General features: G+C 61.8%; 19 protein-coding genes. 8 read left to right on the top strand and 11 right to left on the bottom strand.

The genetic code is table 11. The annotated features are described in order from the left end of the window. The first annotated feature begins 479 nt into the window (after positions 1 to 479). Positions 480 to 728: a hypothetical protein gene (locus A4A58_RS09780; protein WP_068731361.1), complete on the top strand. Its 249-nt coding sequence runs from the start codon at positions 480 to 482 to the stop codon at positions 726 to 728. 185 nt (positions 729 to 913) lie between these two features. Here the strand turns inward: A4A58_RS09780 and glpK are convergent, their stop codons facing one another. From glpK to A4A58_RS09740, 8 genes are all read right to left on the bottom strand, one after another. Next, the gene (glpK, locus tag A4A58_RS09775) at positions 914 to 2,413 is read right to left on the bottom strand and encodes a glycerol kinase GlpK (RefSeq protein WP_068731359.1); all 1,500 of its coding nucleotides are present in this window, start codon (positions 2,411 to 2,413) and stop codon (positions 914 to 916) included. Between the two features lie 91 nt (positions 2,414 to 2,504). Next, positions 2,505 to 3,707 (bottom strand): FAD-dependent monooxygenase, encoded by a 1,203-nt coding sequence (locus A4A58_RS09770; RefSeq protein ID WP_068731357.1) that lies wholly within the window; start codon positions 3,705 to 3,707, stop codon positions 2,505 to 2,507. Positions 3,708 to 3,937: 230 nt separating this feature from the next. Beyond that, positions 3,938 to 4,753, bottom strand: coding sequence for an SDR family NAD(P)-dependent oxidoreductase (locus tag A4A58_RS09765; RefSeq protein WP_068731355.1), 816 nt, complete (start codon positions 4,751 to 4,753; stop codon positions 3,938 to 3,940). A 135-nt stretch (positions 4,754 to 4,888) separates the two neighbouring features. Further along, positions 4,889 to 6,031 (bottom strand): pimeloyl-CoA dehydrogenase small subunit, encoded by a 1,143-nt coding sequence (pimD, locus tag A4A58_RS09760; RefSeq protein ID WP_068731352.1) that lies wholly within the window; start codon positions 6,029 to 6,031, stop codon positions 4,889 to 4,891. Between the two features lie 222 nt (positions 6,032 to 6,253). Beyond that, positions 6,254 to 7,441 (bottom strand): pimeloyl-CoA dehydrogenase large subunit, encoded by a 1,188-nt coding sequence (pimC, locus tag A4A58_RS09755; protein ID WP_068731350.1) that lies wholly within the window; start codon positions 7,439 to 7,441, stop codon positions 6,254 to 6,256. 88 nt (positions 7,442 to 7,529) lie between these two features. Further along, a complete protein-coding gene (locus A4A58_RS09750; RefSeq protein ID WP_068731348.1) occupies positions 7,530 to 8,717 on the bottom strand; it encodes an acetyl-CoA C-acyltransferase in 1,188 nt (395 codons plus the stop codon). Next, on the bottom strand, positions 8,714 to 10,417 hold the full coding sequence (pimA, locus tag A4A58_RS09745; RefSeq protein WP_068731346.1) for a dicarboxylate--CoA ligase PimA: 1,704 nt from the start codon (positions 10,415 to 10,417) through the stop codon (positions 8,714 to 8,716). The genes A4A58_RS09750 and pimA overlap by 4 nt, the downstream gene beginning before the upstream one ends. Positions 10,418 to 10,610: 193 nt before the next feature. Beyond that, positions 10,611 to 12,695, bottom strand: a complete 2,085-nt coding sequence (locus A4A58_RS09740) for a 3-hydroxyacyl-CoA dehydrogenase NAD-binding domain-containing protein (RefSeq protein ID WP_068731345.1) — start codon at positions 12,693 to 12,695, stop codon at positions 10,611 to 10,613. Between the two features lie 161 nt (positions 12,696 to 12,856). Between A4A58_RS09740 and A4A58_RS09735 the strand changes: the two genes are divergently transcribed. The 6 genes from A4A58_RS09735 (at position 12,857) to A4A58_RS09710 (ending at position 18,465) form a co-directional block, all read left to right on the top strand. Then, entirely contained in the window at positions 12,857 to 13,723 is an 867-nt protein-coding gene (locus A4A58_RS09735) for an IclR family transcriptional regulator (RefSeq protein WP_068731343.1), read from the top strand. Positions 13,724 to 13,786: 63 nt separating this feature from the next. Next, entirely contained in the window at positions 13,787 to 14,599 is an 813-nt protein-coding gene (locus A4A58_RS09730; protein ID WP_068731341.1) for an ABC transporter ATP-binding protein, read from the top strand. Beyond that, the gene (locus A4A58_RS09725; RefSeq protein ID WP_068731339.1) at positions 14,596 to 15,309 is read left to right on the top strand and encodes an ABC transporter ATP-binding protein; all 714 of its coding nucleotides are present in this window, start codon (positions 14,596 to 14,598) and stop codon (positions 15,307 to 15,309) included. Before A4A58_RS09730 ends, A4A58_RS09725 begins: the two co-directional genes overlap by 4 nt. Before the next feature lie 10 nt (positions 15,310 to 15,319). Continuing rightward, positions 15,320 to 16,198 (top strand): branched-chain amino acid ABC transporter permease, encoded by an 879-nt coding sequence (locus A4A58_RS09720; protein ID WP_068731337.1) that lies wholly within the window; start codon positions 15,320 to 15,322, stop codon positions 16,196 to 16,198. 2 nt (positions 16,199 to 16,200) lie between these two features. Continuing rightward, the gene (locus A4A58_RS09715; RefSeq protein WP_068731335.1) at positions 16,201 to 17,229 is read left to right on the top strand and encodes a branched-chain amino acid ABC transporter permease; all 1,029 of its coding nucleotides are present in this window, start codon (positions 16,201 to 16,203) and stop codon (positions 17,227 to 17,229) included. 6 nt (positions 17,230 to 17,235) lie between these two features. Next, positions 17,236 to 18,465 carry an ABC transporter substrate-binding protein gene (locus A4A58_RS09710; RefSeq protein ID WP_068731333.1) on the top strand — a complete coding sequence of 410 codons (1,230 nt, stop codon included), beginning with the start codon at positions 17,236 to 17,238 and terminating at the stop codon, positions 18,463 to 18,465. Positions 18,466 to 18,628: 163 nt separating this feature from the next. On the opposite strand, the gene A4A58_RS31125 is transcribed toward A4A58_RS09710, so the two are convergent. Then, positions 18,629 to 18,817 carry a hypothetical protein gene (locus A4A58_RS31125; RefSeq protein ID WP_192855901.1) on the bottom strand — a complete coding sequence of 63 codons (189 nt, stop codon included), beginning with the start codon at positions 18,815 to 18,817 and terminating at the stop codon, positions 18,629 to 18,631. Here A4A58_RS31125 and A4A58_RS09705 point away from each other — a divergent pair. Further along, positions 18,807 to 20,012, top strand: a complete 1,206-nt coding sequence (locus A4A58_RS09705) for an ABC transporter substrate-binding protein (protein ID WP_068731399.1) — start codon at positions 18,807 to 18,809, stop codon at positions 20,010 to 20,012. The genes A4A58_RS31125 and A4A58_RS09705 overlap by 11 nt on opposite strands. Positions 20,013 to 20,071: 59 nt before the next feature. Here the strand turns inward: A4A58_RS09705 and A4A58_RS09700 are convergent, their stop codons facing one another. Both A4A58_RS09700 and A4A58_RS09695 read right to left on the bottom strand, forming a co-directional pair. After that, entirely contained in the window at positions 20,072 to 20,560 is a 489-nt protein-coding gene (locus A4A58_RS09700; RefSeq protein ID WP_068731331.1) for a hypothetical protein, read from the bottom strand. Positions 20,561 to 20,680: 120 nt separating this feature from the next. Further along, positions 20,681 to 20,998 (bottom strand): hypothetical protein, encoded by a 318-nt coding sequence (locus tag A4A58_RS09695; RefSeq protein ID WP_068731329.1) that lies wholly within the window; start codon positions 20,996 to 20,998, stop codon positions 20,681 to 20,683. Positions 20,999 to 21,208 lie beyond the last annotated feature (210 nt).

Raw genomic sequence — 21,208 nt, 5'->3', positions numbered from 1 at the left:
CCGGAACGCCGGCAAGCTGCAACCGCGCAACGCCTCACGGCGCGCCACCGCGGCGATTTCTGTCCCCGGGACCGTTCTTCCGGGCAAAGGCGCAGAGCTCCGCACTCCGCTGATCCCGACGGTTTCCCGCCGTTCACCAATGCCACGTCCAGCCAGCATGAGTGGCAGACCCCCGTAGTGGGGTCGGACGGTGACCCAAGGCCTCCCGAGTGCGCGGGGTACGTCACCCCACACCCGCAGGCGCCGCATCCCAGTCCCACTTCAAGACGCCTCTAGAAGCGCCCCTCGCGAACGAGATAAAAGGCATATACACCTATATAGGATTTTAGTCAATAGGGCGCGAGGGGTTATTTTCTCTCTACCACCGCCGCGACGAATTCCGGTCCCGGCAAAGTTATCGTTTCAATCGCGTGGCGACGGAACAATCGGGATGACCGCAGCTTATTGCCTGCGCAATTGTTTGCGTTTGGAGATTTGAAATGAAACGTACCATGATCGCGGCAGCAGCCGCGGCACTCTTGGGTCTCGGCTTGATGCTTCCAGCGAACGCCATGCCAGTCGGTGGGCTTGCACCTGCGAGCACCGCCAGCGACATCATCCAGATTCGTGGCCATGGCGGCGGACATCACGGCATGCACCGCGGCGGGCGTGGACATCATTACGGCTGGGGCCGCGGACGCGGCCATCATTATGGCTGGTCGCGCGGACGGCATCGCGGCTGGCGCTAGAATCTGATTCATCTTCGATGAATCAGATTCTAGCTTCTTCTTTTATTTGAGCATGATCTTATCCGAAAACCGGTATCCACTTTTCGGGATCATGCTCTAACGACCAACAGCAGGCGCGGTCAACCTGACATGACCATCATAGGAGCCGCCGCACAGGCGGCTCTTTCTGTTTGGTGAGCAAGCTTTCAATCTTTCCCCGGATCGCTCGCCAATACCCCCTTCACTGCCTGCGCCCAGCCCTTGAGCTTGCGCGATCGTGTGGCTTCACTCATCACCGGACGGAAGCGATGTTCGAGGCGCCAGTTGTCGGCGAATTTGGCAGGCTCCGGAAATACGCCGGCCGTGAGACCGGCGAGATAGGCAGCTCCCAGCGCGGTGGTTTCCTGGATCATCGGACGATCGACAGGGGCATTCAGCAGATCCGCGAGACGCTGCATGGTCCAGTCCGACGCGGTCATGCCGCCATCGACGCGCAGAACAACAGTGGCAGCGGAGACATCCGGCCAATCGGCGCGCATCGCCGCGTAGAGATCGCGCGTCTGGTAGCAGACGCTTTCCAGCGCGGCATGGGCGAGTTCGGCCGGGCCGGTATTACGCGTCAATCCGAACAGCGCGCCGCGCACATCGGGATTCCAGTAAGGCGCACCGAGGCCGACAAAGGCCGGGACCAGATAGACCGATTGCGAAGAATCGTTCTGGTCCGCGAGCGGCCCGCTTTCAGCAGCGCTCTTGATGATCCCCAAACCATCGCGCAGCCACTGCACCGCGGATCCGGCAACGAAAATCGAACCTTCCAGCGCATAGGTCCGCACGCCGTTGAGCTGATAGGCAACCGTGGTGAGCAGCTTGTTCTTCGATTGCACCGGCGTCGTACCAGTGTTGAGCAGGGCAAAGCAGCCGGTGCCGTAAGTGGACTTGATCATGCCGGGCGCGAAACAGGCCTGCCCGATGGTTGCAGCCTGCTGATCGCCGGCAATACCGCCGATAATGATCGTGCCACCAAACAGATCGGTGCTGCCGAAATCGGACGATGAATCCTGCACCCTGGGCAGCATAGCCTTGGGCACGCGCAGCAGCTTCAGCAGCTCATCGTCCCATTCACCGGTGTGGATGTTGAAGAGCTGCGTGCGCGAGGCATTGGTGGCGTCGGTGGCATGCACCTTCCCCGCCGTCAGCCGCCACAGCAGATAGCAATCGACAGTGCCGAACAGCAATTCGCCGCGCTCGGCGCGGTCGCGCGCGCCGGGGACATGATCGAGAATCCACGCCACTTTCGTTCCGGAGAAATACGGATCGATGATCAGGCCGGTCTTTTGCGTGATCAACGGCTCACGGCCGTCGGCTTTCATCTGCGCGCAGATCTCCGCGGTGCGGCGGTCCTGCCAGACGATGGCACGGTGCACAGCCTGGCCGGTGACGCGGTCCCACACCACCACGGTCTCGCGCTGATTGGTGATGCCGATCGCGGCAACATCCTTCGCGGTAACGTCGGCCTTCTTCATCGCCTCGCGGCAAACGGCCAGCGTCGAGGTCCAGATATCCTCCGGTTCATGCTCGACCCAGCCGGAGGCCGGGAAATGCTGCGGGAATTCCTGCTGCGCGGAAGCCGCGATCGAGATGTCGGCGCGAAAGATCATCGCGCGCGAGGATGTGGTGCCTTGATCGATGGCCATCACGAAAGACATGACGTTTCTTCCCGAAAGATTGTGGTCGCGTTGTGTTGGGAGGCGCAGGCAACCGGATTAGCGCGGGCGCGTCAAGCGGCAGCGCCGGCGGTCAAGTCGCCGAGTCGATCATCATGACCAGAGCGGACGCGACCATCGCCAGTTCGCGCGGCAGCGTCTCGCGGGCCCGGCGCACCATGCCCTCGCCGAGCCGGCCAAAGAAACGCGCCCAGCGCTGCGCGCGCCAATACAGCGAATTCTCTGTTGTCACCGAGCGCAGCTTGAACGCCTTGCCGGTGGCCCAGGCGTCGCATTCCAGTTTCAGAGGATCGGCGTAATATTGCGTGATCTTGTCGGCGCCCATGCCATCGGTCGCGAGCCAGTTCGGGATATGCACGCTGCAGAGCTGCGCCACATCGGTGAACACCTTGTCGGTGCCGGTGCCGCTGCCCGGGCACGGCGAGGCAAAGGCATCGCCCACCAGCACGACACCGGGCTGGACCACGTTGTCGCTCTCATAGAGATCGATGGGGCGGATCTTGATATCGCCGGATATCTTGTAGTCGCCGATCAGCGCACGCAGTTTCGGCAGGCAGGCATCCAATGCTGCCTCCGGCGTGCGCCGCATCTGGCGAATCCAGGGATCGTCGGTCTCGCGATAGACGAACAGGTTGCCGCGCATGGTCTTACCAATGGGAAACAGCGTGACATAGGCGGTGCGATGAACCGTCGTTTCGGCAAAGTAGGTCAGCGCGGGAAATGCAAAGCGGTCCCGGCCGACGGGCGCGATATCGAAGCCGACCGAGATCGAATGATTGGCCGAGATGACCGGGCGGCCGATACTGAGCTGATTGCGCAGGCTGACACTGGCGCCATTGGCGAGGACAACGAGACGCGCGGAAATCTCCTCGCCATTGGACAGGCCGACGGTCTGACGGTCATCCGATGTGGCGATCGAGGTCGCCTTGGCGTGAATGGTCTCGACGGTGGATGGAATCTGGCCACGCACGGTATTGACCAGCGTGTCGTAGAGAAAGCCGTGCTGCTGACTGGGGCGCTTGTCGATCACGCGGCCGAAGCGCGCGATCCAGATCTCGTCGTCATGGGTGGCGGCGCCGAGCACCGCATCGACGAGACCTGTCTTGCGCAGCCGCTCGAGCTGGACGCCGCCGCTGATCTTCTCGCAGCGGAGTTCGGGCGGATGGACCTGATGCGGCTCGATCAGGATTGCAGACACACCGGCGCGACCGAGCATCGCCGCAGCCGTCGACCCGGCGAGGCCGCCACCAATGATCGCGATATCCGTCTGCCGCACGGGAACTCTCCAGCTGCGGCTATCCGTGCGCCCTAAGTGTTAAAAAACGGGAAAGGATTGAGGCAGGCGGTGGGTGATTACCGCGGGAGAATTACTTCCGGAGATTTCGTGACGATTGCCCGTCATGCCCGGCCTTGTGCCGGGCATCCACGTCTTAGCCAAGGACGAAGAAAGACGTGGGTGGCCGGGAAAAGCCCGGCCATGACGGAGGGTCAAGTAGCGGATGAGATTTACACCGACGCCGTGGTGACGCCACCGTCGATGACGATGGTCTGGCCGGTCATGAAGGTGGAGGAATCCGAGCCGAGATAGGCGACGGCGCCGGCGATCTCGTGGGGCTCGCCGATCCGGCGCAGCGGCGTGGTCGCGGTGCGGCGCTTGAGATTGGCCTCGTCTTCCCACAGCGCTTTCGCGAAGTCGGTCTTTACCAGCCCCGGCGCGATGCAATTGACGCGCACGCCCTTCGGGCCCCATTCGCCGGCGAGGCTGCGACACAGAGCGAAATCGGCAGCCTTGGAGATGCCGTAGGCACCGATCACCGTGGAGCCGCGCAGGCCGCCGATGGAGGAGATGATGACGACGGAGCCCTTGCCGCGCTCGGCCATTGCCGGGATCGCCTTGGCGCAGAGCCAGATGTTGCTCTTGACGTTGGAGCCCATGATCTTGTCGAAGGCCTCATCCGCGATATCGAGCAGTGGGCCGTAATAGGGATTCACCGCGGCGTTGCAGACCAGGATGTCGATCGGGCCATAGTGTTTCACGGTGCCATCGATCAAAGCTTCGACTTCATCACGGCGCGAGATGTTGCAGGGAATGACATGGGCATCGCCGCCATTGGCCTTGATGCCATCGACCACGGCCTGACAGGCATCGGCCTTGCGGCTGGAGACGACGACCTTGGCACCGAGGCTGGCGAACAATTCAGCTGACGCCTTGCCGATGCCGCGGCTGGAGCCGGTGATGACGGCGACCTTGCCGGTGAGATCGAAGGGATTTTTCACGGGCGGTCTCCTTGTTGGTTTTTTGATTTGTACTTCTCTCGTCATTCCGGGGCGCGGCCGGCTCTTGCCGGACGCGAACCCGGAATCTCGACGTGAGAGTCTCCGGCAGCGCTGAACATTTCGAGGTTCCGGGTTCGCGCGTGCTAGCGCACGCGCGCCCCGGAACGACGAGTTCTGGGCTTACTCCGTGATCCCGCCCGCCTGCGCGACGCGGCGCAGGTGGTAATCGGCATCGCCGAACTGCTGCTCGATCATGGTGAGCCGCTTGAAGTAGTGGCCGATGCGATACTCCATGGTCACGCCGACGCCGCCATGCAGCTGCACGCCGCCCTGACCGACGAAGCGCGCGGAACGGCCGATCTGCACCTTGGCAGCGGCGACCGTCTTGGTGCGTTCGTCGAGATCGGTGAAGCTCGAGGCCATCGAGGCCAAGAACGACATGCTGCGCGCGGTCTCCAGCGCGGTGAACATGTCGGCCGCACGGTGCTGCAGCGCCTGGAAAGAGCCGATGGCGACGCCGAACTGCTTGCGCTCCTTGATGTACTCGACGGAGATCTTCAGTGCCTCTTCCATCGCTCCGACCGCTTCGGCACACAGTGCGATGCGGGCGTCATCGACAACCTGATTGACGATCGACAAACCATCCTCGGCATTGCCGATCGCAGCATCTGCGCCGACCTCGACATTGTTCAGCTTGATATCGGCGGCGCGGCTGCCGTCCTGCGTCTCATAGCCCTTGATGTCGACGCCCTTGGCATTGGCCGGCACCAGGAATACGCCGACGCCCTTGGCGTCGCGCTGGCCGCCGGAGGTGCGCGCGGTGACGATCAGCGTATCGGCAGTATCGCCATGACCGACGACGAACTTCTCGCCGGACAGCACATAGCCCGAACCGCTCTTCTTCGCCGATGTCACGACGTCGCCGAGATCGTAGCGCGAGTCGCGCTCGACCTGCGCGAAGGCCAGCGTCTTCGAACCGTCGATCACGCCTGGCAGATACGCGGCGCGCTGTTCGGCTGAACCACGGCGCAGGAAGCCGCCGCCGAGCACCACCGTGTCGAGATAGGGCTCGATCACGAGATTGCGGCCCAGCGCTTCCATCACGATCATGGTCTCGATCGGACCGGCACCGAAGCCGCCGTCATCTTCCGAGAACGGCAGACCGAGCAAGCCCTGTTCGGCAAACTTGCCCCAGACGTCGCGGCTCCAGCCGCCCTTCTCGGCGCGATACTTCTTGCGGGCCTCGAATTCGTAGGACGATTTCAGCAGGCCGTCGACGCTGTCCTTGAGGAGGCGTTGCTCCTCCGACAAATCAAAATCCATGGTCTTTCTCTCTCGGATCGCGCGTAACGCGCGTGTGAATGTGTTTGAGCTCCCTAACCTCTCCCCGCTTGCGGGGAGAGGTCGAAGGCGAGCGAAGCGGAGCCTTCGGGTGAGGGGGACTATCCGCGGGCACCGAGCCGGCGGAGGCTCCCCCTCATCCGGTCCGAATGCGCTACGCGCAATCGGACCACCTTCTCCCCGCAAGCGGGGAGAAGGAAGAAATCACAGCCCCAGCACCGCTTTCGCGATGATGTTGCGCTGGATCTCGTTGGAGCCGCCATAAATCGACACCTTGCGGTAGTTGAAATAGGTCGGCGCGATCGGCGAGGCCCAGTCGCCCTCCTCGTTCTGCCCTTCACCTTCCGGCATGAACGGCAGTGCGAATGGGCCGGTGACTTCGAGCAGCAACTCGGTGAGCGTCTGCTGGATTTCCGAGCCCTTGATCTTGAGGATCGACGAGGCCGGATCCGGCTTGCCCTTGCCGTGCTTGCCTTCAGCGGCGACGACGCGCATCTGGGTCAGTTCGAGTGCCTTGAGCTCGATCTCGGTCGCAGCCAGCTTCTGGCGGAACTGCGGATCCTCGATCAGCGGCTTGTCGCCGGACATCACGCTGGACGCCAGTTCCTTGATGCGACGGATGCGCTCTTTCGACATGCCGACGCGCGCGATGTTGACGCGCTCGTTACCGAGCAGGAACTTCGCGTAGTCCCAGCCCTTGTTCTCTTCACCAACCAGATTCTCGGCCGGCACCACGACCTCATCGAAGAACACTTCGTTGACTTCGACGCCGCCATCGATGGTCTGGATCGGGCGGACGGTGATGCCCTTCGACTTCATGTCGATCAGGATGAAGGAGATGCCCGACTGCTTCTTGGCATCGGGGTCGGTGCGGCAGAGGCAGAAGATCCAGTCGGCGTGCTGAGCCAGCGTGGTCCAGGTCTTCTGGCCGTTGACGATGTAGGTATCGCCCTTCTTCTTGGCGGTGGTCTTCAGCGAGGCGAGATCCGAGCCCGAACCCGGCTCCGAGAAGCCCTGGCACCACCAGTCGTCCATATTGGCGATGCGCGGCAGATAGTGCTTCTTCTGCGCCTCGTTGCCGAAGGTGTAGATCACCGGGCCGACCATGTTGACGCCAAACGGCAGCGGCGGCGGCGCCGGGGTCTTCTGCAGCTCTTCGAGGAAGATGTACTGCTTGGCAGCGCTCCAACCGGTGCCGCCATATTCGGTCGGCCAATGCGGAACCGCCCAGCCCTTCTTGTTGAGCGTGCGCTGCCAGTTCACCAGATCGTCCTTGCTGGTGTGATGGCCTTCCTGGAGCTTCTTGCGCACGACCGGGTCGAGGCTCTCACGGAAGAAGGTTCGCACCTCTTCGCGGAATGCCACTTCTTCCTTGCTAAAACTCAGATCCATCGGATCCTCCTTGTGTGAATGATTGTCATTCCGGGATGCACGAAAGACGGCGAAGCCGGCTGGAGTGCAGGCCCGGAATGACGGGTTATCAGTGAACGATTTCGAGCAGGCCGGCGGAGCCCATGCCGCCACCGACGCACATGGTGACGACGGCATACTTCGCCTTGCGGCGACGGCCTTCGATCAATGCGTGACCGGCGAGACGTGCGCCCGACATGCCATAGGGATGGCCGACCGAGATCGCGCCACCATTGACGTTGAGCTTCTCGGGATCGATGCCCAGCTTGTCGCGGCAATACAGAACCTGCACGGCGAAGGCTTCATTGAGTTCCCAGAGATCGATGTCCTCGATCTTGAGGCCATGACGCTTCAGGAGACGCGGCACGGCGAACACAGGACCAATGCCCATCTCGTCCGGCTCGCAGCCGGCGGAAACGAAGCCGCGGAAAATGCCGAGCGGCTTGAGGCCCTTCTGTGCGGCGAGCTTGTCGCTCATGATCACGGTGGCGCTGGCGCCGTCCGAGAGCTGCGAGGCATTGCCGGCAGTGATGGTGAAGCCGTCGCCGCGCACAGCCTTCAGGCCGGCGAGACCTTCCGCGGTGGTTTCTGGACGCGGACCTTCATCCTTGGACAGCGTGATGTCCTTGAACGAGACTTCGCCGGTCGCCTTGTCGACGACGCCCATCTTGGTGGAGATCGGCGCCAGTTCGTCATTGAACTTGCCGCCCTGCTGCGCGGCTGCGGTGCGGCGCTGGCTCTCCAGCGAATACTCGTCCTGGCGCTCGCGCGAGATGTTGTAGCGCTTGGCCACCGTCTCGGCGGTGTCGAGCATCGGCATATAGACGTCGCCCTTGATCTTCATCAGTTCGGGATCGACAGTGTGGAACTTGTTGGCGTGCTCGTTCTGCACCAGCGAGATCGACTCGCCGCCGCCGCCGACCGCGATCTCGACGCCGTCGAAGATCACCGAACGTGCGGTCAGCGCAATCGCCTGCAGGCCCGAAGCGCACTGGCGATCGATGGTGGTCCCGCCAACCGTGACCGGCAGGCCGGCGCGTAGCAGCGCCTTGCGTGCGATGTTGCCGCCAGTCGCGCCCTGCTGCAGGGCAGCGCCCATCACGACGTCCTCAACCTCCTTGGGATCGATGCCGGCGCGCTTGACGGCGTGCTCGATCGCATGGCCGAGCAGCGTTGCGCCTTCGGTGGCATTCAACGCGCCGCGAAAGGCCTTGCCGATCGGCGTACGGGCGGTGGAAACGATAACGGCTTCGGTCATGGGCGAGATCCTCCGGAGGCGGTTTGTTGTTGCAAAGTTGCTTGTTGATTCATGATGGGCGCGGGTTGCAAGCCACGCAAGGCATGGCGCGAGAGTTTTCCGACCGCAGTGCGCGGCAAATCGTCGACGAAATCCACAGCGGCGGGCAATTCATGCTTGCCGAGCTTGCCGGTGAGAAACGTGCGCAGTTCGTCGATGGTGAACGATGCCGCGCCATTGCGCAGCTTGATGAAGGCCTTGGCCGCCTCGCCGCGATATTGATCGATAACGCCGATCACGATCACTTCCTGCACCGACGGATGTTCGTAGATCGCCTGCTCGATCATCTGCGGATAGACGTTGAAGCCGCCGGAGATGATCATGTCCTTCTTGCGATCGACCAGATAAAAAAAGCCGTCCTCATCCATGTAGCCGATGTCGCCGGTCAGGAAGCGATCGCCGACGAAGGACTCGGCACTTTCCTTTTCGAGGTTCCAGTACCCCTTCGTGACGTTCGGTCCCTTGATGCGGATCTCGCCGGTCTCGTTGAGGCCGAGCACCCTGGTCGGGTCATCGAGTGACACCACGTCAATCTCGATCCCCGGTAGCATCAGGCCGATAGAACCCGGCTTGTCGAGGCCGCCGGGCGGATGACTGGTGCCGGGCGAGCAGGTCTCGGTCATGCCCCAGCCGCTCTTCAGCGACAGACCGGTCTTGCGTTCGAACAGACGTGCCACCTCGTCCGGCAGCGGCGCGCCGCCGGAGGCCGCCGACACCAGCGACGACAGATCGCGCGTCTCAAGCGACGGATCGGCCGCGATGGCGATCCACATGGTGGGGACGCCAGGAAATACGGTGGCCTTCTTCTTCTCGATATCGTCGAGCACACGGCTGACATCGAAGCGCTGATGCAGCGAGATGGTGTCGCCGAGGCTGATGCGGCCGAGCAGGATCACGGTCAGCGCATAGATATGAAACAGCGGCAGCACGCAGATCACGCGTTCGACCTGGTTGCGCGCGGCACGTGCCGGTGAACCCCATAGATTATAGATCGACACGGCCGAGGTCAGATTGCCGTGGCTCAGCATCGCGCCTTTCGGCAGGCCGGTTGTGCCGCCAGTATATTGCAGCAGCGCGACATCATCCGCCGAAATTTCGGGCCATTGCGCCGGCAGTGTCGCGCCCGCGGTGAAATTACGGAAGGTGACGATGGCGGGATTTTCCGGCAGCGGCAGCTGCGGATTGTTCACCGCGCCCCAGTCGTCATCCTCACAGACGATCAGCCTGTCGAGCAGACCCTTGTCGAGAAACTTCAGCGCCATCGGCAGCAGCGTGGCGAGATTGCTCGTCACCAGCGCGCGCGCGCCGGAATCCTTAAGCTTGTGCGACAGCGCGATCTCGCCATCGAGCGGCGACAGATGCACGAGCCGCGCGGCGGCCTTGAGGCCGCCGAAGAAGTGGACCGGATGATCCGGCGTATTGCCGAGGAAGATGCCGATGGAATCGCCGCGGCCATAGCCGGCGCGCATCAGCGCGGCAGCGACGATATCGACGCGTGCCTGAAGATCATTGAACGAGATCGGCTGATCCCGAAATTCGATGGCGGTGCGGTCGCCGTGTTTGGCAACGGAGTCCGCCAGCAGGCCCGGCAGCGACCCACGCACGATCGGCGCGTCCCAGGTGACGCCCGGTGGGTAATGCTGCTCGCCGGGATGGGTCATTCGAATGCCTGCATGTTGCGGAATACGCTCGCCATGAACGCCGTAGACCCCCTCTCCCCTCCGGGGAGAGGGTTGGGGTGAGGGGGAGCCACAAGCGACGCAGAAGTCCCCTCACCCGTATCACTCGCTACGCTCGCGATCCGACCTCTCCCCGGTGGGGAGAGGTGAAGCAAGAGCAGCGTACGCATCACGCTCAGCCCTTCGCCAGCGACGCAAACGTCTTGCCTTCATCGGCGAGCTTCTTCAGCAGCGCAGCCGGCTCCAGCGAAGGATCGTTGGTCTGCTTGGCGTAGAACTGCAGGCGCTCGACGATCTGCTTGAGACCGACCTGATCGGCATAGAACATCGGGCCGCCGCGATAGATCGGCCAGCCATAGCCATAGAGCCAGATCACGTCGATATCGCTCGGACGCGATGCGACCTTCTCCTCAAGGATGCGGGCACCCTCGTTGATCATCGGATACATCATGCGTTCCAGGATTTCCTGATCACTGACGGCGCGACGGGTCAGGCCCAGGCTTCGGCAGGTGTCGTCGATGAGCTTCTCGACTTCCGGATCCGGCACCGGCACACGGGAGCCGGCTTCATACTTGTAGTAGCCCTTGCCGGTCTTCTGACCGAAGCGGCCGGCTTCGCAGAGCGCGTCGGCGATCGGCGAGGTGATGCCGCGATCCTTGCGCGAGCGCCAGCCGATATCGAGACCGGCGAGATCGCCCATGGCGAACGGCCCCATCGGCATGCCGAACTTGGTGACGACGGCATCAACCTGCTGCGGCAGCGCGCCTTCGAACAACAGCTTCTCGGACTGCTTGGAGCGGGCCGCCAGCATGCGGTTGCCGACGAAGCCGTCGGACACGCCGACCACAGCCGGCACCTTGGCGATCTTGCGGGCGACCGCGACGGCAGTCACGAGTGCATCCGGTGCCGTCTTGTCGGCACGGACGATTTCGCACAGCTTCATGACATTGGCCGGCGAGAAGAAGTGCATGCCGAGCACGTCCTGCGGACGCTTGGTGACGGCTGCGATCTCGTCGATGTTGAGATAGGACGTGTTGCTAGCGAGGATTGCGCCCGGCTTGGCATAGGCATCCAGTGCGGTGAACACTTCTTTCTTGATCGCCATGGTTTCGAACACGGCTTCGATCACCAGATCGACGTCCTTGACGTTCTCAAGACCGACCTTGCCGGTGATCAGCGCCATGCGCTTGGCCGGCGCATCGGCAGGAATGCCGCCACGCGCTGCGGTCGCTTCATAATTCTTCTGCATGATGCCGAGGCCGCGCGTGAGCTGCTCCTGGCCGGTCTCGATCAGCGTGACGGGAATACCGGCATTGGCGAAGGACATCGCGATGCCGCCGCCCATCGTGCCGGCGCCGATGATGGCGACGCGCTCGACCGAACGCGGCTTGACGCCTTCCGGCACGTTCTGGACCTTGGCGGCTTCGCGCTCGGAGAAGAAGGCATAACGCTGCGCCTTCGACTGATCGTCGGCGACCAGCTTGAGGAACATCTCGCGCTCCTTCTTGAGCGCCTCGTCGAACGGCACGTCGAGCGTCCAGCTCACGGCTTCCGCGCAGGCCAGCGGCGCGTTCATGCCGCGGTTCTTCTTGTTGGCGGCTGCAGCGGCATTGGTGAAGATCGTACGATCAGCGCGGGCGGCGGCAAGCTTGGAATCGTCATTGCGCAACAGGCGCAGTGGACGTTTCTCGGCAATGACCTTGCGCGCGAAAGCCTCGGCGCCTGACGCCGGACCTTCGACGATCTCTTCGATCAGACCGTTCTTCAGGGCTTCGGATGCGCCGATCGGGTCGCCGGTGACAACCATCTTGACGCCGAGTTCAGGACCCACCGCGCGCGGCAGACGCTGCGTACCGCCAGCACCAGGCAGCAGGCCGAGCTTCACCTCGGGCAGGCCGAGCTTGGCGTCTTTTGTCGCCACGCGGAAGTGACAGCCGAGCGTGAGCTCAAGGCCGCCGCCGAGCGCGGTACCGTGGATCGCTGCGATCACAGGCTTGGAGCAATTCTCGATTTCCGAAATGACTTCGCTCAATCCGGGCGACTGCGGCGGTTTGCCGAATTCCGTGATGTCGGCACCGGCAACGAAGGTGCGGCCCGCGCATGCGATCACGATCGCCTTCACGGCAGGATCGGCAGCGGCAGTTTTGACGTTTTCAAAAATGCCGCGGCGAACCGCCGCACTCAATGCATTCACAGGGGGAGAGTTGATCGTGACGATGGCGACTTCATCATGACGCTCAAGCTTTACGACATCGCTCACGGCATTCTCCTTGGCTACGTTTACCGGTCTGATTTTCTTTGTTTCGCACTGCGAAATTTAATTCCACATCTTGACAGGGAGGGTTATTTTGAAGAGCGTCCCTTGTCAACGAGGGCCGTGGTGCAATCGTATGAAACTGACAAAACCAAATTTTGGGAAGCATGAAACGTCCAGCGAAGAATGTGGCGACAGATCGCAATTTCGTCGTCGCGCTGGCTCGCGGCCTGGATGTCTTGCGTGCATTTCGCCCCAATGACGGGCTTCTCGGCAATCAGGAGATTGCCGCCCGTACCAAGCTGCCAAAGCCAACCATCTCGCGATTGACTTATACACTCACGAAGTTGGGATACCTTACACCGGTGCCGCGCTTCGAGAAGTATCAGCTCGCGCCAGCAGCTATGGCCCTAGGGTATGCTGCACTTGCGAACCTGGGCGTTAAGCATCTCTCGGAATCGTTTCGCGACGAATTGATGCGGCAGACTGGCGGTGCCTGCGCAGTAGGCGCGCGCGATCGGTTGAGCATGATCTATTTCGGGCAGAGCAAATCGAGTCTCACCGTCGGCGTTCAACTCGACGTCGGCTCACGCATTCCCATTGCAACCACAGCGATGGGCCGCGCATATTTCTGGGCGCTGCCGCCGGAAGAACGTGCCCAATTATTGCGCGAATTCCGCGAGCACTACGGACATCGCTGGTCGAAGATGCGCGATGGCCTCGAACGCGCAGGCGAAATGGTCGCGCGCCACGGTTTTGTGATCTCGGCTGGCGAGTGGCAGGACGATGTGCACGCTGCCGGTGTTGCAATGACATTGAATGACGGCACCGGTCCTTATGCCTTTAATTGCGGCGCTCCCGCGTTTCGTTTCACGGAAGATCGCTTGCTCAACGATATTGGACCTCGGCTGTTGACGATGGTAAGGAACATCGAAGCGGCGCTCGGGGGAGCAGCCGCGCCACAATCCAAAAAACTCGACAGCAAAAAAATCAAATCAGGAGGGAAAGTTGCACGCATTGTTGAAGGGCTCTGACAGCCCTCATCGTCGTGACCTGCGGAAAACTTCGCCGCAGCAGACGATCGAGGGTCGCCGCACATGACGCAGGCACAACTCGCAGAGCGCGCGCCCGTCGCATCGACGGCGCCGCTGCTTTCGGTTCGCGACGTCAGCGTCGTGTTCGGTGGCATCATCGCGTTGAACGGCGTCTCGTTCGACATGCAACAGGGTCACATTCTCGGCCTCATCGGACCGAACGGCGCTGGCAAGACCACGCTGTTCAATTGCCTCAGCCGGCTATACCAGCCGAGCAAGGGCGACATCCTGATGAACGGCGAGACGATCCTGAATCGCCCCGCGCACAAGATCTCCGAGATCGGTATCGGCCGTACTTTCCAGAACGTTGCGCTGTTTCCCAACCTGACGGTGCGGGACAACGTCCGCGTCGGCAAGCATGCGCGCACCAATAGCGACATCATCAGCGATTCCTTGAAACTGCCATGGGTCCGCAAGGGCGAGGCAGATATCAACAAGGACGTGAACAACATTCTCGACTATCTCGACCTGCACCACGTTGCCGATACGATCGTCAGCGGTCTTCCGTTCGGCACGCAGAAGCGCGTCGAGCTCGCGCGTGCGCTCGCCGCCGAGCCGAAGATCCTGCTGCTCGACGAGCCCGCAGGCGGCCTCAACCATGAAGAAGTCTATATCCTCGGCGACCTGATCCGCCGTATCCGCGACGATCGCGGCGTGACGGTTCTGCTGGTCGAACATCACATGGGTCTCGTGATGTCGATTGCCGACCACGTCGTCGCGCTGAATTTCGGCAAGAAGCTCGCTGAAGGCACACCCGCTGCCGTCCAGAAAGACCCTGCTGTGATCAAGGCCTATCTGGGAGACAAAGACTCATGACCGCGATGCTTCACGTAAAAGACCTGCGTGCGTATTACGGCCAGGTCCAGGCGCTGCACGGCCTCGAATTCGAATTACAGGAAGGCAGCCTCACCACCCTGCTCGGCGCCAATGGTGCCGGCAAGACCACCACGCTGCGCTCGATCTGCAACATGATCCGCTCCACGGGCTCGATCGAGTTCGAGGGCAAGAAGCTCGACAACAAGTCGACCGAAAGCATCGTGCGGCTGGGCATCGCCCATGTTCCGCAGGGCCGCGGCACCTTTACCACCATGACGGTGGAAGAGAACCTGCAGCTCGGCGCGATCAGCCGCAAGGACACCAAGACGATCGGTGACGACATCGAGCGCATGTATGCCCACTTCCCGGTGCTCAAGCAGCGCCATACCCAGCAGGCCGGCACGCTCTCCGGCGGTGAACAGCAGATGCTCGCGGTCGCCCGCGCGCTGATGCTGCGTCCCCGCCTGATGCTGCTGGACGAGCCGTCCTTCGGCCTCGCGCCCTTGATCGTGCGGGATCTGTTCAAGATCCTCGGCAAGATCAACCGCGAGGACAAGGTCAGCATCCTCGTTGTCGAACAGAACGCACAGCTCGCGCTCGAACTCGCCGACAAGGCCTATGTCATCGAAACAGGACGCATCGTGATGTCCGGCACCGCCGACGAGATCGCGAACAATGAAGACGTCCGTAAATCGTATCTGGGATATTGAGGGGGCGGCCATGGAACTCTTTACCAATCAAGTCCTGGCTGGCATCGCCACCGGCGCGATCTACGCCTGTATGGCGCTCGCGGTCGTGATGATCTATCAGGCGATCGACCACCTGAACTTCGCCCAGGGCGAAATGGCGATGTTCTCGACCTTCATCGCCTGGCAGCTGATGCAGTGGGGCATCCCCTATTGGGGCGCATTCGCGCTGACGCTGATCTTCTCCTTTGTCGGCGGCATCGTCATCGAGCGGGCTTTGTTCAAGCCTCTCGCCAAGGCGCCGGTACTGACCCACGTCGCCGGCTTCATCGCGCTGTTCGCCATCATCAACAGCGTCGCGGGCCTGACCTGGGACTTCACCATCAAGCAGTTCCCGTCGCCGTTCGGCTCATCGCCCTTCCTGGGCAGCCAGCTGATCTCGACGCATCAGGCCGGCATGATCGGCGTGACGCTGATCCTGTTGGTCCTGCTGTTCATCTTCTTCCGCTACACCCGCGTCGGTCTCGCCATGCGTGCTGCCGCCACCCTGCCTGAATCGGCGCGGCTGGTCGGTATCAACACGTCATGGATGATCGCACTCGGCTGGGGCATGGCAGCTGCGATCGGTTCGATCGCCGGCATGCTGATCGCACCGGTGGTGTTCCTTGAGCCCAACATGATGGGCGGCGTCCTGATCTACGGATTTGCCGCAGCCGTCGTCGGCGGTCTGACGAGCCCGCTCGGCGCCGTCATTGGCGGGTTCCTTGTCGGCGTCTTCGAGAACCTCGTCGGCACCTATATCCCGGGTGTCGGTAACGAGCTGAAGCTGCCCATCGCGCTGGCGCTGATCATCACCGTGCTGGTCGTCAAGCCCAATGGCCTGTTCGGCCGCACCATCGTGAAGCGAGTTTGATCATGAGCACCGTTCAAGACGTCTCCACTGCTCCCGTGGTCGCCGCCGTTCCCAAGAAGGCAATGGCGCTCGGCCCGCTGGCATCGCTGATCATCCTGGCGCTGCTCATCGTCACTCCGCTGTTCGTGAAGAACTTCATCATCTTCCAGATGACGATGTGGCTGATCTACGCCATCGCGGTTCTCGCACTGAACATCCTGACCGGCGCCAGCGGCCAGTTCTCGCTCGGCCAGAGCGCGTTCTACGCCCTCGGCGCCTATACGTCGGCAATCCTGATGGAACATGTCGGCGTCAACTACGCACTGACGCTCCCTGTGGCTGGTCTGGTCTGCTTCATCGCCGGCTTCCTGTTCGGCCTGCCGGCGCTGCGACTGTCCGGCATCTACCTCGCGCTGGCGACCTTCGCCCTCGCCGTGGCGATGCCGCAATTGCTGAAGCTCGGCGTGTTCGAACACTGGACCGGCGGCGTGCAGGGCCTTGTCGTCACCAAGCCTGATGCACCGGAGATCCTGGCGTCGCTGGGTCTGAAAGTGTCGCAGGACATGTGGCTGTACTTCTTCACCCTCGCGGTCACGATCCTGATCTACATCTTCTCGGTCAACCTGCTGAAGTCGCGCTCCGGGCGGGCCATGATGGCGATCCGTGACAACGAAATCGCCGCGTCTGCGATGGGTGTGGACGTCTCGCTCTACAAGACACTGGCCTTCGGCGTCAGCGCCGGAATCACCGGCGTCGCAGGCGGTCTCGGCGCCATCGCCGTGCAGTTCGTGGCACCGGATGGCTACACCATCCAGCTCGCCATCGCATTGTTCCTGGGCGTGGTGGTCGGCGGCGTCGGCTGGCTGCCGGGCTCGCTCGCCGGCGCGGCCTTCATCGTCTTCGTTCCGAATATTGCGGAACACATTTCGAAGGGTCTGTCTGGCGCCGTGTTCGGCGTCATCCTGATCATCATCATCTTCCTGCTCCCGAATGGGGCCAGGCAACTCGCCTATTTGGCACAGGGCTTGATAGGCAAACTACGTAAACACTGAGGACCTATGAACTGCAGAAACTTTCTGCGCACCGCCGCGCTCTCGAGCGCGGCGTTTGCGTTTCTCGCCTTCTCAACTTCCGCGAATGCCCAGAAGAAATACGACACCGGGGCGAGCGATACCGAGATCAAGATCGGCAACATCATTCCCTATAGCGGCCCGGCTTCGGCCTACGGCATCATCGGGAAGATGGAAGAAGCCTATTTCAAGATGATCAACGATCAGGGCGGCATCAACGGCCGCAAGATCACCTTCGTCAGCTATGACGATGCCTACAGCCCGGCCAAGGCCGTGGAACAGACCCGCAAGCTCGTCGAATCCGACGAAGTTCTGTTCGTGTTCGGTCCGCTCGGCACGCCGTCGAACACGGCGATCCTGAAATACCTGAACGCCAAGAAGGTGCCGCAGCTGTTCGTCGCCACTGGCGCGACCAAGTTCGGCGAGTACAAGACCTCGCCATGGACCATGGGCTGGCAGCCAGCCTATCAGAGCGAAGGCCGCATCTTCGCGCAGTATGCGATGACCGAGAAGCCGAACGGCAAGATCGCGGTATTCTACCAGAACGACGACCTCGGCAAGGACATGCTGAAGGGCCTCAAGGACGGCCTCGGCGAGAAGGCTTCGATGATTGTGGCTGAAGACAGCTATGAAGTCTCCGAGCCGACCATCGACTCGCACATCGTCAAGATGAAGGCATCGGGCGCCGACATCTTCGTCTCGATCTCGACGCCGAAATTCGCTGCGCAGGCGATCAAGAAGGTGGCCGAGATCGGCTGGAAGCCGATGTTCTTCCAGAGCAATGTCGGCTCCTCGGTCGGCGCTGTGATGCGTCCGGCGGGTATCGACAACGCGCAGGGCGTGCTGTCGCTGGCCTATGCCAAGGACGCCATCGATCCGCAGTGGAAGGACGATGAGGGCATGAAGAAGTATCTCGACTTCCTCGCCAAATACGCCCCCTTCGCCAATCCGGCCGAAAGCTCGGCTGCTTATGGATACGGCCAGGCACAGACCGTGGTTCAGGTCCTCAAGCAGGCCGGCGACGATCTGACCCGCGCCAACATCATGAAGCAGGCCGCCAGCCTGAAGGACTTCGCACCCGACACGCTGCTGCCGGGCGTCAAGATCAACACCTCGGCGACCGACTTCTACCCGATCGAGCAGCTGCGCATGATGCGCTTCACCGGCGAGAAGTGGGACGTGTTCGGCCCGCCGATCGACAGCAAGCTCGGCGGGTAATCATTCACAAAAATGCGAACGTCTCACACTTCGTCATGGCCGGGCTTGTCCCGGCCATCCATGCCTTCTTAGCTCGCGGCCAAGACGTGGATGCCCGGGACAAGCCCGGGCATGACGGCTGAGAAGGCAGAGACGAAGCGCACCGCAACAACTCGCTCGAACATTAAAACTGCTTAATAAAACAGCCCCTTACGACGAAAGTCGTGAGGGGCTTTTTCTTGCCAGTTGCAGCGGAAAAGTATTCAATTCGACGCGCCGCAGCATTCAACAAAGGCAAGAACAGGCGCGGCTTCATCACATGATCAGGGAGATCAGAAATGCCTTCGTTCAGCTCGCGTGCAATGACGTTCACGGTTGCCGCAGCCCTCAGTGCAGCCCTCGGCGGTACTGCCTTCGCCCAGAAGAAATACGATACCGGCGCCAGCGATACCGAGATCAAGATCGGCAACATCATGCCCTATAGCGGGCCCGCATCCGCCTATGGCGTGATCGGCAAGATGGAAGAAGCCTATTTCAAGATGATCAACGATCAGGGTGGCATCAACGGCCGCAAGATCAATTACATCACCTATGACGACGGCTACTCGCCGCCGAAGGCCGTGGAGCAGGCACGCAAGCTCGTCGAATCCGACGAAGTGCTGTTCATCGCCAGCTCGCTCGGCACCCCGTCGAATTCCGCCATTCAGAAATACATGAATGCCAAGAAAGTCCCGCAGCTGTTCGTTGCCACCGGCGCCACCAAGTTCGGCGACTACAAGGACTTCCCCTGGACCATGGGCTGGCAGCCCGCCTATCAGAGCGAATCCAGGATCTATGCGGCCTATCTGCTGAGGGAAAAGCCCGACGCCAAGATCGCGGTCATGTACCAGAACGATGATTTCGGCAAAGACATGCTGAAGGGCCTGAAGGATGGTCTCGGCGCCAAGGCGGCATCGATGATTGTCGCCGAGGAAAGCTATGAAGTGTCGGAGCCGACCATCGAGTCCCACATCGTCAAGCTGAAGTCGACCAATGCCGACACCTTTGTCAGCTTCACCACGCCGAAATTCGCTGCGCAGGCGATCAAGAAAGTGGCGGAGCTCAGCTGGAAACCAACCTTCATCCAGAGCAATGTCGGCGCTTCGGTCGGCGGCGTGATGAAGCCGGCGGGTTACGAGATCGCCCAAGGCATCCTGTCGGCGAACTACGCCAAGGACGGCGCCGATTCCAGCTGGGACAATGACGAGGGCATGAAGAAATTCTACGCTTTCCTCGCCAAATATGCGCCCACCATGGACAGGAGCGACGGCTCGGTCGTCTATGGCTATGGCCAGGCGCAGACCATCGTTCAGGTGCTCAAGCAGGCCGGCGACAACCTGACCCGTGCGAACATCATGAAGGAAGCAGCCAACCTCAAGGAATTCGCGCCCGACACATTGCTGCCCGGCGTGACGATCTCGACCTCGGCCACCGACTTCTACCCGATCGAGCAGCTGCAGATGCAGCGCTTCAAGGGCGAGAAGTGGGAGCTGTTCGGCCCGATCATCGCGGGCAAGATCGACGGCTGATGTTCTGATCTCTCCCCGCCGGTCGAAGCCAAGCTTCGCCAGGCGGGGAGAGATCGAGATCAGTAATAATCCCGAAACGCATCCGCGAGACTGTCGGGCTGCCGGTCGATCTGGTCTGACGCGATCGGATCGTCCGAGAGCAATGCACTCGCCTGCGTCTTGTAGTCCGGCGCCACGTAATCCGCCTGCGGCAGGCCACGGCGCACGATATCCTGATAGTTCAGATAGTTGTCGCGATTGCCGACGAAGGTGCACATGCATTTGGCGGGATCGGCATAGAGATAGCGCGGACCGTTCGGCGTGTTGTGCACGACGAAGCGATAGGCCGGCAATTTGCTTAAGGCCGCCTTCCCTGCCGCATCGTTGGCGAAGCGCGCCTTGAAGCCGGCGGACTCCATGTCGAAGCCGACTTTCTGCAGCACTGGCACGCTCGGCAATTCGCGCGCCACCAGCAGTGTGATATCGAGCAGCGCCAGCACCGCGATGACAGCAAGCGCCGTGCTGCGCGCGCGCAAAGGAGAAAGCGTCGTGATCGTCAGTGCGCGCATGTCGCAAAACCCCGGCTGCGAGCGCGCACCGTCGCGCCCTGTTGCGCCCGACACTAACGGACCCCGCATGCGGTGTCACGGCAGCGCCGCCGCAGTGAGCAAGGCCGGTTAACAAATTCATCACGCCGCCTCGCTGGCGACGAGCGCCTCCAGGACGCGCCAATACATCTCGTCCAGCATCGCTTGCTGTTGCTCTGCATTCAAAACGCGCCGTCGTTGAAACAGCAGACAGATCGGCCGACTGCCTGTGCAATGGTGCGCACGACGACAGGCCTTGATGAAGCAAGTGCGATGGGTGCGAAGGATGTTCGCATTGCCGCGCTCGATCTCCTCGATGCAGACGGCGACGATCATGTCCGACAACCGCTTGGCCGCTAGGTCGTTCTTGTCCCTGGCGCGCTGCGCGAGATACCAAGCGTCGTGTTGCGAGATGATCATGTGAACTCCCGTTGTGACGATGATGATTGGATATAGGTGACTTGGGTGACGGCCACGCGCCGTCCTTGCCCGCGCCTGTGCGCGTGAGTGGCGGTCCCAGGGTTCTCCCTCAAAATGAGGGAGATGAAGCGCCGAAAGGCGCGACTTGGGTACAGTGCCGCAGCGTAGTGTCCGGATCGCCGGACAGCAGAGGCCGCGGAAACGCCTTTC

It is taken from the genome of Tardiphaga robiniae (assembly GCF_001618955.1).
Taxonomy (GTDB): Bacteria; Pseudomonadota; Alphaproteobacteria; order Rhizobiales; family Xanthobacteraceae; genus Tardiphaga; species Tardiphaga robiniae_A.
This window is presented reverse-complemented; position numbering and strand designations above follow the sequence as displayed.

Excerpts from the sequence above, each read along its gene's own strand:
- A4A58_RS09780 (WP_068731361.1), top strand. The coding sequence starts at position 480 with ATGAAACGTACCATGATCGCGGCAGCAGCCGCGGCACTCTTGGGTCTC.
- glpK (WP_068731359.1), bottom strand. The coding sequence starts at position 2,413 with ATGTCTTTCGTGATGGCCATCGATCAAGGCACCACATCCTCGCGCGCG.
- A4A58_RS09765 (WP_068731355.1), bottom strand. The coding sequence starts at position 4,753 with ATGACGAGAGAAGTACAAATCAAAAAACCAACAAGGAGACCGCCCGTG.
- pimD (WP_068731352.1), bottom strand. The coding sequence starts at position 6,031 with ATGGATTTTGATTTGTCGGAGGAGCAACGCCTCCTCAAGGACAGCGTC.
- pimC (WP_068731350.1), bottom strand. The coding sequence starts at position 7,441 with ATGGATCTGAGTTTTAGCAAGGAAGAAGTGGCATTCCGCGAAGAGGTG.
- A4A58_RS09750 (WP_068731348.1), bottom strand. The coding sequence starts at position 8,717 with ATGACCGAAGCCGTTATCGTTTCCACCGCCCGTACGCCGATCGGCAAG.
- pimA (WP_068731346.1), bottom strand. The coding sequence starts at position 10,417 with ATGACCCATCCCGGCGAGCAGCATTACCCACCGGGCGTCACCTGGGAC.
- A4A58_RS09735 (WP_068731343.1), top strand. The coding sequence starts at position 12,857 with ATGAAACGTCCAGCGAAGAATGTGGCGACAGATCGCAATTTCGTCGTC.
- A4A58_RS09730 (WP_068731341.1), top strand. The coding sequence starts at position 13,787 with ATGACGCAGGCACAACTCGCAGAGCGCGCGCCCGTCGCATCGACGGCG.
- A4A58_RS09725 (WP_068731339.1), top strand. The coding sequence starts at position 14,596 with ATGACCGCGATGCTTCACGTAAAAGACCTGCGTGCGTATTACGGCCAG.
- A4A58_RS09720 (WP_068731337.1), top strand. The coding sequence starts at position 15,320 with ATGGAACTCTTTACCAATCAAGTCCTGGCTGGCATCGCCACCGGCGCG.
- A4A58_RS09715 (WP_068731335.1), top strand. The coding sequence starts at position 16,201 with ATGAGCACCGTTCAAGACGTCTCCACTGCTCCCGTGGTCGCCGCCGTT.
- A4A58_RS09710 (WP_068731333.1), top strand. The coding sequence starts at position 17,236 with ATGAACTGCAGAAACTTTCTGCGCACCGCCGCGCTCTCGAGCGCGGCG.
- A4A58_RS09705 (WP_068731399.1), top strand. The coding sequence starts at position 18,807 with ATGACGTTCACGGTTGCCGCAGCCCTCAGTGCAGCCCTCGGCGGTACT.
- A4A58_RS09700 (WP_068731331.1), bottom strand. The coding sequence starts at position 20,560 with ATGCGCGCACTGACGATCACGACGCTTTCTCCTTTGCGCGCGCGCAGC.
- A4A58_RS09695 (WP_068731329.1), bottom strand. The coding sequence starts at position 20,998 with ATGATCATCTCGCAACACGACGCTTGGTATCTCGCGCAGCGCGCCAGG.